We start from the raw sequence: 13,095 nt of genomic DNA, 5'->3' as shown, positions 1-13,095 counted from the left end.
ACATAGTGGGTTAAGTTTAAACCAGTACCGCATTGCTCCGCCTTGTCCTGATTTAAATATTCACACATTAAAACTCAAAAAAAGTGACTCAGCGCCAGCGTTAACTCTGCCAATACACTGCCATCAACACTTTTAATAATCAGCATGTGATATTTCCCAGGAGCTTAAATCATGCCCCGTTTCTTCCTGAAAACCGTTTCCATACTCACTTTGACAGCCTTGACCGCATGTTCTGACTCAAAAGAATACTCGAACCCCTCTTTTGGTCCCTCTCTAGGATTCAAGGAAAGCCAAATTGTTGCCATACAGAAGGTTAAAACACCTACTGTCAAGGTTCGAAACACCGAACGCTACCAAGACCAACCCGACCAACCGGTCAAATCCGTTGCTCAAGAACCCGTTTCCACATTTAGCATCGATGTCGATACCGGTAGCTACGCCAACGTCCGCCGATTTCTGAACAGCGGCAAACAGCCGCCTAAAGATGCTGTACGGATTGAGGAAATCGTCAATTACTTCCCTTATAACTATCCGCTGCCTACTGACGGCCGTCCATTTGCCGTTCATACTGAAACCATTGATTCTCCATGGCAACCGGAAGCCAAGCTGATCAAAATCGGTATCCAAGCACAAGACACGGCAAAGAAAGACTTGCCGCCTGCCAACCTCGTTTTCCTTGTGGACGTATCCGGCAGTATGAATGCAGAAAACAAACTTCCGCTGGTTCAAGAAACCCTGCGCATCCTAACCCGACAACTGCGCCCGCAAGACAAAGTGACCTTGATTACCTATGCGTCAGGTGAAGATCTGGTACTCCCGCCCACATCAGGTGCAAATAAAGAAACCATCCTGAACGCCATCGACAAGCTGCGAGCAGGCGGCGCAACAGACGGCGAATCCGCACTGCAAATGGCTTATGAGCAAGCGCAAAAAGCCTTCGTACACAACGGCATCAACCGTATCCTGCTGGCGACCGATGGCGACTTTAACGTTGGCGTATCTGATACCGAAACGCTCAAATCCATGGTTGCCGAAAAACGTAAAACCGGCGTTTCACTCAGCACGCTAGGCTTCGGTACGGACAATTACAACGAAGACATGATGGAACAAATTGCCGATGCAGGCGACGGCAATTACAGCTATATCGACAACGAAAAAGAAGCGAAAAAAGTTCTGCAGCAGCAACTGACTTCCACGCTTGCCACCGTTGCGCAAGATGTCAAAATCCAAGTCGAATTCAATCCTGCCACTGTCAAAGAATACCGCTTGGTCGGCTACACTAACCGCACCTTGCGCAATGAAGACTTCAACAATGACAAAGTAGATGCAGGCGATATCGGCTCAGGCCACAGCGTGACCGCCATCTATGAAATCATTCCGGCTGGCAAAAACGGCTGGCTGAACGAATCACGCTATCAAAAAGCCCCTGCCGTTAAAGGCAGTAAAAACGAATACGCCTTTGTCAAAGTACGCTACAAACTGCCTGGGGAAAAAGACAGTAAGCTGATGGAACAAGCAATTCCCGTTGGCAGCAAACCGCTGGAGCAAGCCGATAAAGACACCCTGCTCGCCCTGGCCGCAGCTTCCTATGCCCAAGCCCTGCGCGGCGGCGAATACAACGGCAAACTTGGCTGGAGCGACATTGAAAAAATGGTACAGAAAGTCCAAGGCGATGATCCGTTTGAACTGAAATCGGAATTTCTACAATTGGTCCGCATTGCCGCCGGTAGCGAAAAGAAATCAGGTCCTTTGGTTAAAGAATAAAACCTGAAAAAGGCCGTCTGAAAAACATTCAGACGGCCTTTTAATTAAACTTTTTATTTTTCCGATTTCAACACCCGCTGACGGCAGGTTTCGCTCAATACCATGCCTGCGCTGACGGAAACGTTCATGCTTTCGACTGTACCAAACATCGGAATCGATACCAACATATCGCAATGCTCGCGCGTCAGGCGGCGCATGCCTTCGCCTTCGTTGCCCATTACCCAGGCCACGCTGTCGGGCAAATCGCAGTGGTAAAGGTCGGAGTCGCCGCCCATGTCCGTGCCGACAATCCAAATACCGTATTCTTTCAGCTCACGCAAAGTACGTGCAAGATTGGTTACGGTAATATACGGCACGGTTTCCGCCGCGCCACAGGCAACTTTGCTGACAGTCGCATTCAGGCCGGCGCTTTTGTCTTTGGGCGCAATCACGGCATGTACGCCCATCGCATCGGCAGTACGCAGACACGCGCCGAGGTTGTGCGGATCGGTAATGCCGTCCAATACCAGCAAAAACGGCGGTTCGCTCAGGTTTTCCAATACATCTTCCAAATGAACATGGTTTTTGGAAGCATCGATAAACCCGACCACGCCCTGATGACGTGCCCCTTTGCTGATGGCATTCAGGCGGTCGGCATCAGCAAAATGCACACGTACGTTTTCAGAGGCTGCTTTATCCAATACATCGCGGGTGCGCGCATCGGATTTGCCCTCTTGGATATAGAGTTCGGTAATCGATTTCGGGTTTTGCCACAAACGGGCATTGACGGCGTGAAAGCCATAGATGAGTCGTTGGTTTGCCATGTTTTTGCTTTATCAAAAAATTCAGACGGCCATTATAGCAAGTAAGGCCGTCTGAAAATTTTTTATTTCATCAAATAACCGAGTATGCCTGAAGTACCAACGCCGATTATTACCGTCACCAACATTGAAAACCGGCTGGCGGCCAATACCGTCAAAGCAATGGCAATCAGCTCATGCGGTTTGTCCGATACAAAATAAGGCGCAATCACAGAAATCAACACGCAGCCCGGCGCAGCCTCCATCACCACTTGCGCACGACGACTCAATGTACGGTTGCGCAATGCAAAAAAGCCGATTAATCGGGTTGAATAAGTAACGGCCAACATGCTTAAAAACAGCAGAAACGATTGCAGCGACAACAAATCCTTCATTTTTGCTCTCCCCACACATACGCCGCCAACAAGCCCGACAACGTTCCGGCTGGAACATACCATGCACTATCCACGGTCAAATAGGTTGCGCACGCCACAATCAGGCTAACAAACCAAGGGCGTGAAGCCGCAAAGCTCTTCCACATCCCGCGCAGCAACACCAAAAACACCGCAGGAAACGCCATGCCGAAGCCCCAAGCCGCCACATCGCCGAACATCGGGCCGACTGCCGCGCCAAATGCAGCAAAACCAATCCACGTTACATACAAAATAAAGCACACACCGGCATAAAACGGCATATTGAACGCTGGCAAACCTGCCGCCTTACGCTTTTGAATTTCAGCAAATGCCATCGCCCAGCTTTCATCACACATAAAAAACAGCGCGGGCATTGCCTTTTTCAGCGACATATCCCTCATATACGGCGCAATCGCCGCCCCCATCAGGATATGGCGCGAATTAATCATAAATGTAACCGTTGCAATCAGTATAATCGGCAAGGGATTTGCCCACAAATTGACTGCGGCAAATTCCGAACCTCCGGCAAAGTTCATGCCCGTCATCAGCAGCATTTCCAGCCAGCTCATGCCTTTCTGCCCGCCCTGCATGCCCAAAATCAGCGCCCACGGCAACAAGCCGATCAGCATGGGGGAACATTCTTTGATACCGCGCAGAAATTCCGATTGAGGAGAAGCAGTGTGATTCATTTTGATTGAAACGGTTTATTAAAAAGAAGCGACGTATTATAAATCAGGCCGTCTGAACAAGGGTATAATACGGAAAAATTAGATTTATTTACGGAAACCGATATGACCCACACCGTCCATCTGCAGTTTGAAGAAATTGACAATACCGTGTTGCAACGCCTGTGCGGCGCGCTCGACAGCAATCTCGAAGCCTTAGGCAAAGCCCTTGATATCCAAATCAGCCGCCGCTTCGAACATTTCACCTTCATGGGAGAACTGGCACACGCCGGCCGTCGTGCCTTGCTGTCGCTTGCCGAAGCCGCAGAAAAAGGCGACTTGGACGACAACGCCATCAGTCTTGCGGCCGTTGAAGCAAAAACCGCAGATGAAAAACACGAAGAAAAACACCACGACCAACAATACTATTTCCGCACCAAACGCGGCAGTATTGGCGGCCGTACCCCGCGCCAAAACGGCTATATCCGCGCCTTGCTCAACCACGATGTCGTGTTCGGCTTAGGCCCGGCCGGTACGGGCAAAACCTATCTTGCCGTTGCCGCCGCCGTCGATGCCATGGAAAAACATCAAATCGAACGCATCGTTTTGGTGCGCCCAGCAGTTGAAGCAGGCGAAAAATTAGGCTTCCTGCCGGGCGATTTGGCACAAAAAGTCGATCCCTACCTGCGACCGCTTTACGATGCACTGTATGATTTGATGGGTTTCGACCGCGTAACCAAACTGATGGAAAAAGGTTTGATTGAAATTGCGCCGCTGGCCTATATGCGCGGCCGCACCTTAAATGGCGCGTATGTCATTTTGGACGAAGCGCAAAACACCACGCCCGAACAAATGAAAATGTTCCTGACCCGTATCGGCTTCGGTGCCAAAGCAGTCATTACCGGCGACATCAGCCAAATCGACCTGCCGCGCAACATCAAATCCGGCTTGAAAGATGCACGAGAAAAACTGCGCGACGTAGAAGGCCTGTATTTCCACACTTTCACCAGCGAAGACGTCGTCCGCCATCCTTTGGTGCAAAAAATCGTCGAAGCCTATGAAGCAGCGGAAGAACAAGCTGAAAAGAAAAACGACGAATAATCTTTTCAAACACTTCAGGCCGTCTGAAAATTAAATTTCAGACGGCCTTTCTACATCATTCGCCACATAACACTGCTATAATCCGAAAACCAAGTAAAACAACGACTTCAAAAGGAAAAATATGACCCTCAAGCCACCCGTCCGAATCGCCGTTACCGGCGCGGCAGGCCAAATCGCCTACGCCACCCTCTTCCGTATTGCCGGCGGCATCATGCTCGGACGCGACCAACCTGTTATCCTGCAGCTGCTCGACCTGCCGCAGGCACAACAGGCATTACGCGGTGTGATTATGGAAATGCAGGATTGCGCCTTCCCGCTCCTTGCCGACATCTTTGCCACAGACGACCCCGAAGTCGCCTTCAAAGATGCCGACATTGCCCTCTTGATTGGAGCACGTCCGCGCACGCAAGGCATGGAGCGTGCCGACTTGTTGCACGCCAATGGCGAAATTTTCAAAGTACAAGGCGCGGCGTTGAACAAAGTTGCCCATCGCAACGTTAAAGTCCTCGTCGTCGGCAATCCGGCCAATACCAACGCCTACATCGCCATGAAATCCGCACCCGACATCCCGCCGGAAAATTTTACCGCCCTGATGCGTCTCGACCACCACCGCGCAGTCAGCCAAATTGCCGAAAAAATCAACCGCCCGATTACTTCCATCGAGCAAATGTGCGTCTGGGGCAACCACAGCCCGACCATGTACGCCGACTACCGCTACGCCACCAGCAACGGCGAGTCCGTCCAAGACATGATTACCGAACCCGACTGGAACACCGAAGTCTTCATGCCGAAAATCGCCGGACGCGGTGCCGCCATTATCGCCGCACGTGGCTCATCATCCGCGGCCTCCGCCGCCAATGCCGCCATCTACCACCTGCGCGACTGGTTGCTCGGCAGCAGCAGCAAATGGATAACCATGGGCGTTCCATCCGACGGCTCTTACGGCATTCCCGAAGGTTTGATTTTCGGCTTCCCCGTCATTTGTGACGAAGGCAGCTACCGCATCGTCCAAGGCTTAGATTTGTCGGACGAATTCAGCCAAAAACGTATTGCCGCCACACTGGCCGAATTAGAAGAAGAACGTTCAGCCATCCAAGATCTACTCTAAAACAAAGGCCGTCTGAAAACCAAATTTCAGACGGCCTAAATAATTAAATGCCCGTTCTACAATCATTTTTAAAAGCTAGAATGGCACTCTTTGTCCTTGCTTATCTTTAAGATGCCATCGGCCTGACGGTGTACAACCGCCACCACTACCGCCGACAGCATAATGATCACAATTCGGGTCAAGCCGTTTCCCTTGAGAATATGAGCCATTTGTCAAACCGTCTCCATCAAAGGAACTGCATGCGCCGGTGAAAGCTACGCAAAACAGGATTAAAAATTTCTTCAACATTCACATCACCTTTTTTATAAAAATCATACCCAAAAATTGCAACCTAGATAAAGTTCCCACGCTATCGATATGAGCCACACCGTGTGAGCAAAAAGAACCAATCTCGCCTTGCCCACATTTGTGTATATAACTAATTGTGCCGCCGATATATGTGCCAAAATTTCGCTGCCATCACTCAAAGAAAAACTACTGCCAGAAATTTGGAATACACATCTAATGCAATTAAAAACATATAAAATAGTTATCAAACTAATTTTATAGACATGTGACAAATTTTTTGCAACTTTGTTTCTTATGGTTTTGCTTCTTTATAAAGCTCGTTCTCATAATATGAAAATTACCCAATACCTTTTCTGCGTTTAAAAAAGGCCGTCTGAAAACCAACTATCAGACGGCCTTTACTGTGCAGCTTTATTCCGCTACATCAATGCACAAATATTTCAATTCCAAATATTCATCCGCACCATATTTGCTGCCTTCACGTCCCAGACCGCTGCGTTTCACGCCGCCAAAAGGTGCCGCTTCATTGCTGATTAAGCCCGTATTGATACCGACCATACCGTATTCCAAAGCTTCGCCGACGCGCCATTGGCGGGCAGTGTCGGCGGTGAAGAGGTAGGCCGCCAAACCGTATTCCGTATTGTTCGCAGCCTCAATGACTTCGGCTTCGGTTTCAAAACGGAACACCGGACACAAAGGCCCGAAGGTTTCCTCGCAAGCTACCGCCATTTGCGCCGTAACGCCGCTTAAAACAGTCGGCTCAAAAAACGTTCCGCCCAACGCGCTACGTTTGCCGCCGGTCAGGCAACTTGCGCCTTTAGCAAGCGCGTCGGCGATGTGCTGCTCGACTTTCTCCACCGCTTTTTCCTCAATCAGCGGCCCTTGGTTCACTCCATCCTCCAAGCCGTTGCCCAATTTGAGCGCAGCCACTTTTTCACTTAATTTGCGGCAAAATTCGTCGTAAATACCTGATTGAGCGTAAACGCGGTTGGTGCAGACGCAGGTCTGACCGCTGTTACGGAACTTGCTGGCAAGCGCGCCTTCAACGGCTTTGTCCAAATCGGCATCGTCAAACACGATAAACGGCGCGTTGCCGCCCAGTTCCAAACTGAGTTTTTTAATGTCTGCCGCACTGTCGGCAAAAATTTTTGCGCCAACTTCGGTAGATCCGGTGAAGCTGATTTTGCGTACAGTCGGATTTGTGGCAAATTCATGGCTGATTTCCGAAGCACTACCGCTGACAACAGGCAACAAATCCTGCGGCACGCCGGCTTCATAAGCCAAAACGACCAATGCATACGCACTCAAAGGCGTGAGCGATGCAGGTTTGACAATCATCGCACAGCCCACCGCCAAAGCAGGTGCAGCCTTGCGCGCAATCATTGCGGATGGGAAATTCCACGGCGTAATCGCAGCGGTAACGCCGACGGGCTGTTTCAATACAACCAGTTTTTGCGACGCTTTCACACTCGTCAGCACATCGCCGTCAATCCGCCGCGCTTCTTCGGCAAACCAGCGCACAAACGAAGCCGCATAATCAATTTCACCACGCGCCTCAGTCAGGCTTTTGCCCTGTTCCATCGTCATGATGCGCGCTAGTTTTTCTTTGTTTTCCTTAATCAAAAAATACCAACGCCACAACACATCAGCGCGCTCCAACGCGGTTTTTGCCGCCCATAATTTTTGTGCCGCCTCTGCCTTTTGAATCAAAAGCTTCAGGCCGTCTGAATCAGTCTTACGGACAAACGCCAAAGCCTCACCTGTTGCAGGGTTATCAACTCTAATGGCATCTGGAATCGAAACAAAGGAAATATCGGGATGATTGAGCAAACGGGCAAAATCTTTCATGAGAAACTAACTTTCTAAAATCTGGAATATGTGTTCATTATCATATTCATACCATGAAAGCGCAACTGAATCGCAAAATAAGACAACAGCAAAAGCCGTCTGAATATCTTACAGACGGCCTTATATATTACGCCTCAAGCAAGGGGCCTAAATCTTAGTTAAAACCCCTTGACAAATATTTTTAACCGATATTTGAGAGGGGTCTAAAATGTCAATTTGTTTCTACACTATCACACCACAACCGGAACAAAATCCAGTTGCCTACATCGTCCGTCTTTTCTCCGATAAAAACGGCTATTCCAAGCTCATTAATACAAGAGCCTTCCCTGTAACTAATCCCCAAAATCCAAAAGCAACAGAAGAAACCGCTTCTTTATATGGCGAGTTATGCGTTACTGATTTCATGAATCAGGAGGAAAACGCATGAACCGTTCAGCTTCAGCAAGCGCGGAACGCGCTCTTCCTTGTCTAAATAGTAACAACTGCATTGAGATCGAAAACTCTTTGGAAAACAAGGAAAACAATTTCCAGTAAACGCGGAAAAATTCACTAAATCAAATGAAAACCTAAACGAATTTTCAACTTCGCACAAAAAATCTGCTTCAGCCTTAGAAATGAATGTTCATCAATTCATCGAAGCTTTCGGAATTGATAACGTGGGCTTCCTTACTTTGACTTTTACCGATGATGTTCAAGACGTGAAAGAAGCAAGTCGCCGTTTTCATAGCCTTAGAACAAACTTTCTGAAACGCCATTTTGAACACTATATCTGCGTTTACGAGCGCATGAAAAGCGGTCGTATTCACTTTCACTTAATCGTAAACACAAGACAAAACATCAGAAACGGTCTCAATTTCCGCCAAATTCAAGCTAAAAATTACTCAAGCGCAAGCAAAGCACTTCGCCAGCTTTGGGTCTTTCTCCGTGAAAACATGGGTAAATATGGCTTTGGCCGTTCTGAATTACTGCCGGTTAAAACCAATAGTAAAGGTCTTGCCCGATATGTTGCGAAATACATTGCAAAGCATATCGATAGCCGTTTGCCTGAAGATAAAGGATTCCGCCTGATTAGAACGACAATTGACAAAAAGCACCTTTGGAAGATGGCAAACAGTAATTTTTCGTTTGTATCTGCTGGTTCTCGCAAATGGCGAGAACAGCTAAGGAAATGGATTAGTCGCATTGACTCTTATTTAAAGTCAATGCCCCTTTATAAATTGCGCCCATACGAAGCAATCAATCAGGACAATTACAACCACATTTTATCTGATTACCTAAGCCCGAAATGGGCATTTAAAAACCGAGAAACCATAGTAAATCTGATTTAAACAGAAAGGAAAAAACATGACACAAGAAACCGAACGCCGACAAGGTATGTTTGTTATCGCCTCTTTTGACCGAATGTTCACGCGTGAACGCAAAAACCAAGACGGCACATTTACCAAGACGCATTATGTCGGCCTGATTATCCGTAGCGAAACTGAAACGCGCCTTTGTGAAGTTCGCACCAAACACCCTTGTTGTTAGATTAAAGGGAACAATAGATAAAACAAAAAGAAGTAGAGTATTTGATGCAGGCTCAAATGGAAAAACTGGCTATTCCATTTTGGGAAAAAGAAAAAGAGGAAAAAGCAACACTTTCGGAGGAGTTCAATGGACTAAATATGTTTTAGATTCTTGTCATTTTGACTGGAATGGTGGTTATTGTGATGTGAAACTGGGAAATGATTACAGACGAAGCGTTGGATTTTCTTTAAAAATAAGAGACACAGAAGTCCTCGACAATGAAAAATTCCTACAAATCGCTACCCCATATATTGACGCAAACCCTACGCCTTTTGTAGAAGGCACGGGTAAACCTGAATATAAAGAAAACATTAAAGTCCCTGCCGGAACAGTCGTTACAATCGGCCCTATTGAAACGCCCAAAGGTAAAAAGACTTATACAGTAACCTTCACAAATCCAACTAATGGCGGAAGTAGCGAAGCTACTGTTCAAACCAATACAAGTCCTGCACTTAATGGCAATCCTAACGGTAAACCTGATGGCAATCCTGACGGCAAACCCGATGATAAGCCTGATGGCAAAGACGGTAAGGACGGCAAAGACGCCCAAGAACTTTGTGAAAAACACCCCGAAGCCTCGGCATGTAAAGACTTAGGAGATACTGACTATAAAGACTTAGAAATCCCTGAAAAAGCAATTAACCTTGAACTGAAACCGCTGGACGTTTTTAGCACAAACGGCACCTGTCCAGCAAACCCGACTTTTAGTTTAGGCGTATTAGGAACGTTTGATATTCCCTATGATTATTTCTGTAATATCGCCCGATTGCTTCGTCCTATATTAATTCTAGGTACGATCATAATGTGCGGATTCTTTGCGTTCAACGCAGTTAAGGAGCTTTAATCATGTGGGGCAAATTAATCACAAGCGTTTTAATGACCGTTGCAGGAAAAGTTATAACCGCGCTTGGCCTGTCATTCGTCAGTTATGTAGGGCTAAATGAAATTCAAGGCTTTCTGTTGTCGCATGTTCAATCGCAGATAGGCGGTATTCCTTCAGACGCCATGAACCTAGCTTATATTGCTGGAATTGGTGTTTGTCTGAACTGGATTTTTGGTACATTCGCATTTGTTGTTTCGCTTAAAAGTCTTTCTAAATTGTCAGCTTCTATCAGTAAAAAATAAAAAGGGTAACGTATGCTTTATTTAATTACAGGTGTTCCGGGTTCGGGTAAGACCCTGAAGATGATTTCAGACTTGATGACACGTCAAGACTTAAAAAACCGTCCTTTATATCTTGACGGCATTCCTGAAGTAGATGAAAAAATTATTCCAAATTTGCCTATTCCTGAAGGTGAAACAATGCAGACGTGGCACAAATGAGCACCCACTGCGTAATACTCGTTATTGACGAATGCCAGCGCGTATTTAGGCCATGCCCAAGCGGTTCAAAAGTCCCCGATTTCGTGGCCGAACTAGAAACACACCGCCATAAAGGCATTGATATCTTTCTATTAACCCAACATCCTAGATTAATTGATAGTAACGTCCGCACCTTGGTTGGCCATCATTGCCATATCGGAAAAACAAATTTAGGCGTTCGCCGTATGCTGGAATGGGAAAGGTGCGCAGACCCAACATCAGCAAGAGACGTATCATCTGCTGTAAAAAGCGTTTATACGTTGGATAAAAAAGCCTTTGGCGTATATAAATCAGCCGAAGAACACACCAAAATCAGCCGTGTTGTATATATCTTCCCTGCTGTGCTTGCCCTATTAATTACCGCTGGTTGGTATATCTATTCAAGCTGGAATAATCGGATAGATACGATGAAGTCAGAACAGGAAAAGCCAAAAATTGAGGCGCAAGCCTCAAGCCCTGAAGCGGTGGGGGCGGTTGCTGTTCCAACAGCAAACGGCACCAACGCAGAAGGGCAATACACGCCACAAACGGCTATTCCTGAACCGCCAAAGCCACATCTATCAGAAGATGACTACAAGCCGAGAATTGAAGATAGACCCGAAACTGCGCCAATATATGACGGCATGAACAAATCAATAGCTGCCATGCCTTGGCCGTCCGCGTGCGTAAAAAGTGATAATGGCTGTAATTGCTATACATACCAAGGCTCTAAGATTGCGGAAATAAGCAAAAAAACCTGTTTAAGTTATATCAAAGATGGCTTGCCGTTCAATCCTTATAAAGCCAAAAAGACCGAAACAGCAGAAGTTAAAGAAACCGAACAAGAAATAGAAAAGCCACAAGTTTCATCTATGGGCGGTAAAAGTCAACAGAATCTAATGTATGAAGGCTATGTTGAAAAAGGAAACGAAATAGGCGCACAAAATGGCGCTAAAACAGGTTCATGAATCCGATCAGGATTGAACCTAAACCAATAACCATTAATCAAGTCAGGGGGAGGACGTCCAGAAAGATGTGTAAAGACAGCTTTATCGTCTTTATAAATCTTTTTGGATACCCCCTTGACGCTAGCCCACCCCAAAACGCTTTAAAGAAGGGTTGGTGCGGTTTTTTGCGCCAACCCCTGCCACATGGCGAATGTCGCCGAAGGCAAGCACACGATAAGCTTCAAGCCCTGAATGAGTAAATCAGCCCATTGAGGGCTTGGCGTTTGACGAAACACCAAGTAAAGCCCACGACTTCGTAAGTACGGCCAAAGCGTACAGCTTGTAGCAAAGATAGAAGCGTGGGCTTTCGTACATCTTAAGTTTGAACACTATCTAGGGCAAAAAGCCCGAATTAATAAGGTTAAACCATGTACTTAGGAATAGACGTTTCAAAGCTCACAATAGATTGTTGTTTGATTGCAGACGGCCAAAATCATCAAAAGAAGTTTCAGAACAATAAAGGAGGATTTGAACAATTAATAAAGTGGCTACAAAGTCATAAAGTAACCGATAAGCTCCATTGCGTTTGCGAAGCAACAGGCACATATTACGAAGCATTAGCCGAATATCTTTATTCACGATATACAATTACCGTAGAGAATCCACGAAAGATAAAAGGATATGCGATAGCAGAACTACAACGATCCAAAACAGACACACAAGACGCAAAGTTGATAGCGCAATATTGCCAAGACCGAAAGCACAAATTAAAAGCATGGCAACCGCCGGCAAAAGAACAGAAGCAATTACAAGAAATCGCCCGATATTTAGACTATCTGAAACAGCAACGCGCAACAGAAAAAGCCAAACAACACGAAGCACCCGACTACATCAAATCCCATATTCAAACAACTATTTCAAATCTGACAGCACAAATACAGACAGTCAAAAAGCAATTACTTCAGTTCTACAAAGACAATCCAAGTTACAACAACCTGCGCAAAAGGCTGAAAACAATAACAGGCATAGGCGAGCAAGCTACAGCCGTATTACTATCAACCTATAAAAGACATGAATTTAAAAATGCAAAACAGTTCACGGCTTATCTAGGATTAGACCCTAGAAAATATCAATCAGGAACAAGCGTAAACAGAAAAAGCAGAATGAGACCTTTGCAAAAAAGTCCTTCCCCAGACAGCCGAAACTTAAACACAGATTTTCGGCTGTTTTTGCACTGATTATACTCAAATACCCCCTTAATTCCCCCTTGGATAC

The 13,095-nt window shown here is 46.5% G+C and carries 14 protein-coding genes and 2 pseudogenes; 11 read left to right on the top strand and 5 right to left on the bottom strand.

The genetic code is table 11. From position 1 onward, the window contains the following. Positions 1-171: 171 nt before the first annotated feature. Positions 172-1,764: a vWA domain-containing protein gene (locus HMPREF3022_RS02120; protein ID WP_049330985.1), complete on the top strand. Its 1,593-nt coding sequence runs from the start codon at positions 172-174 to the stop codon at positions 1,762-1,764. Positions 1,765-1,817: 53 nt separating this feature from the next. Here the strand turns inward: HMPREF3022_RS02120 and rlmB are convergent, their stop codons facing one another. The 3 genes from rlmB to HMPREF3022_RS02105 form a co-directional block, all read right to left on the bottom strand. Continuing rightward, a complete protein-coding gene (rlmB, locus tag HMPREF3022_RS02115) occupies positions 1,818-2,567 on the bottom strand; it encodes a 23S rRNA (guanosine(2251)-2'-O)-methyltransferase RlmB (RefSeq protein ID WP_049330984.1) in 750 nt (249 codons plus the stop codon). 62 nt (positions 2,568-2,629) lie between these two features. Then, positions 2,630-2,938 (bottom strand): AzlD family protein, encoded by a 309-nt coding sequence (locus tag HMPREF3022_RS02110; protein WP_049330983.1) that lies wholly within the window; start codon positions 2,936-2,938, stop codon positions 2,630-2,632. After that, on the bottom strand, positions 2,935-3,645 hold the full coding sequence (locus HMPREF3022_RS02105; RefSeq protein ID WP_049330982.1) for an AzlC family ABC transporter permease: 711 nt from the start codon (positions 3,643-3,645) through the stop codon (positions 2,935-2,937). The genes HMPREF3022_RS02110 and HMPREF3022_RS02105 overlap by 4 nt, the downstream gene beginning before the upstream one ends. Positions 3,646-3,747: 102 nt before the next feature. Between HMPREF3022_RS02105 and HMPREF3022_RS02100 the strand changes: the two genes are divergently transcribed. Further along, positions 3,748-4,722, top strand: coding sequence for a PhoH family protein (locus HMPREF3022_RS02100; protein ID WP_003746557.1), 975 nt, complete (start codon positions 3,748-3,750; stop codon positions 4,720-4,722). Positions 4,723-4,843: 121 nt separating this feature from the next. After that, positions 4,844-5,830, top strand: coding sequence for a malate dehydrogenase (locus tag HMPREF3022_RS02095; RefSeq protein ID WP_049330981.1), 987 nt, complete (start codon positions 4,844-4,846; stop codon positions 5,828-5,830). 68 nt (positions 5,831-5,898) lie between these two features. Here the strand turns inward: HMPREF3022_RS02095 and HMPREF3022_RS11680 are convergent, their stop codons facing one another. Then, positions 5,899-6,039 (bottom strand): hypothetical protein, encoded by a 141-nt coding sequence (locus tag HMPREF3022_RS11680; RefSeq protein ID WP_168166409.1) that lies wholly within the window; start codon positions 6,037-6,039, stop codon positions 5,899-5,901. Positions 6,040-6,529: 490 nt separating this feature from the next. Continuing rightward, positions 6,530-7,966 carry an NAD-dependent succinate-semialdehyde dehydrogenase gene (locus HMPREF3022_RS02090; protein WP_049330980.1) on the bottom strand — a complete coding sequence of 479 codons (1,437 nt, stop codon included), beginning with the start codon at positions 7,964-7,966 and terminating at the stop codon, positions 6,530-6,532. Between the two features lie 208 nt (positions 7,967-8,174). On the opposite strand from HMPREF3022_RS02090, the gene HMPREF3022_RS11235 reads away from it, so the two are divergent. The 8 genes and pseudogenes from HMPREF3022_RS11235 to HMPREF3022_RS02055 form a co-directional block, all read left to right on the top strand. Further along, positions 8,175-8,393, top strand: a complete 219-nt coding sequence (locus HMPREF3022_RS11235) for a hypothetical protein (protein WP_079454217.1) — start codon at positions 8,175-8,177, stop codon at positions 8,391-8,393. Further along, positions 8,390-9,294, top strand: a pseudogene (locus HMPREF3022_RS02085) (phasyl DNA replicon protein arp). The gene HMPREF3022_RS11235 and the pseudogene HMPREF3022_RS02085 overlap by 4 nt, the downstream one beginning before the upstream one ends. 16 nt (positions 9,295-9,310) lie before the next feature. Next, positions 9,311-9,493 carry a hypothetical protein gene (locus tag HMPREF3022_RS02080; protein WP_049330979.1) on the top strand — a complete coding sequence of 61 codons (183 nt, stop codon included), beginning with the start codon at positions 9,311-9,313 and terminating at the stop codon, positions 9,491-9,493. After that, positions 9,462-10,376 (top strand): IgG-binding virulence factor TspB family protein, encoded by a 915-nt coding sequence (locus HMPREF3022_RS02075; RefSeq protein ID WP_160311356.1) that lies wholly within the window; start codon positions 9,462-9,464, stop codon positions 10,374-10,376. Before HMPREF3022_RS02080 ends, HMPREF3022_RS02075 begins: the two co-directional genes overlap by 32 nt. A gap of 2 nt (positions 10,377-10,378) precedes the next feature. Then, positions 10,379-10,657 (top strand): DUF2523 domain-containing protein, encoded by a 279-nt coding sequence (locus HMPREF3022_RS02070; RefSeq protein ID WP_004520288.1) that lies wholly within the window; start codon positions 10,379-10,381, stop codon positions 10,655-10,657. Positions 10,658-10,669: 12 nt separating this feature from the next. Further along, entirely contained in the window at positions 10,670-10,855 is a 186-nt protein-coding gene (locus HMPREF3022_RS11840) for a zonular occludens toxin domain-containing protein (protein ID WP_239669537.1), read from the top strand. After that, complete coding sequence (locus tag HMPREF3022_RS02065) at positions 10,852-11,841, top strand: zonular occludens toxin domain-containing protein (protein ID WP_239669536.1); 990 nt, start codon at positions 10,852-10,854, stop codon at positions 11,839-11,841. The genes HMPREF3022_RS11840 and HMPREF3022_RS02065 overlap by 4 nt, the downstream gene beginning before the upstream one ends. Before the next feature lie 407 nt (positions 11,842-12,248). Continuing rightward, a pseudogene (locus tag HMPREF3022_RS02055) lies at positions 12,249-12,986 on the top strand (IS110 family transposase); the annotation flags it as partial. Positions 12,987-13,095: the final 109 nt, after the last annotated feature.

The sequence above is a fragment of the Neisseria sp. HMSC065C04 genome, assembly GCF_001815375.1.
Taxonomy (GTDB): Bacteria; Pseudomonadota; Gammaproteobacteria; order Burkholderiales; family Neisseriaceae; genus Neisseria; species Neisseria flavescens_D.
Note: the sequence above shows the minus strand (reverse complement) of the source record. Positions and strands in the feature narration are given on the sequence as shown.

Coding starts and splice junctions, on each gene's coding strand:
- HMPREF3022_RS02105 (WP_049330982.1), bottom strand. CDS start 3,645: ATGAATCACACTGCTTCTCCTCAATCGGAATTTCTGCGCGGTATCAAA.
- HMPREF3022_RS02120 (WP_049330985.1), top strand. CDS start 172: ATGCCCCGTTTCTTCCTGAAAACCGTTTCCATACTCACTTTGACAGCC.
- rlmB (WP_049330984.1), bottom strand. CDS start 2,567: ATGGCAAACCAACGACTCATCTATGGCTTTCACGCCGTCAATGCCCGT.
- HMPREF3022_RS02070 (WP_004520288.1), top strand. CDS start 10,379: ATGTGGGGCAAATTAATCACAAGCGTTTTAATGACCGTTGCAGGAAAA.
- HMPREF3022_RS11840 (WP_239669537.1), top strand. CDS start 10,670: ATGCTTTATTTAATTACAGGTGTTCCGGGTTCGGGTAAGACCCTGAAG.
- HMPREF3022_RS02065 (WP_239669536.1), top strand. CDS start 10,852: ATGAGCACCCACTGCGTAATACTCGTTATTGACGAATGCCAGCGCGTA.
- HMPREF3022_RS02110 (WP_049330983.1), bottom strand. CDS start 2,938: ATGAAGGATTTGTTGTCGCTGCAATCGTTTCTGCTGTTTTTAAGCATG.
- HMPREF3022_RS02100 (WP_003746557.1), top strand. CDS start 3,748: ATGACCCACACCGTCCATCTGCAGTTTGAAGAAATTGACAATACCGTG.
- HMPREF3022_RS02090 (WP_049330980.1), bottom strand. CDS start 7,966: ATGAAAGATTTTGCCCGTTTGCTCAATCATCCCGATATTTCCTTTGTT.
- HMPREF3022_RS02095 (WP_049330981.1), top strand. CDS start 4,844: ATGACCCTCAAGCCACCCGTCCGAATCGCCGTTACCGGCGCGGCAGGC.
- HMPREF3022_RS11235 (WP_079454217.1), top strand. CDS start 8,175: ATGTCAATTTGTTTCTACACTATCACACCACAACCGGAACAAAATCCA.
- HMPREF3022_RS11680 (WP_168166409.1), bottom strand. CDS start 6,039: ATGGCTCATATTCTCAAGGGAAACGGCTTGACCCGAATTGTGATCATT.
- HMPREF3022_RS02080 (WP_049330979.1), top strand. CDS start 9,311: ATGACACAAGAAACCGAACGCCGACAAGGTATGTTTGTTATCGCCTCT.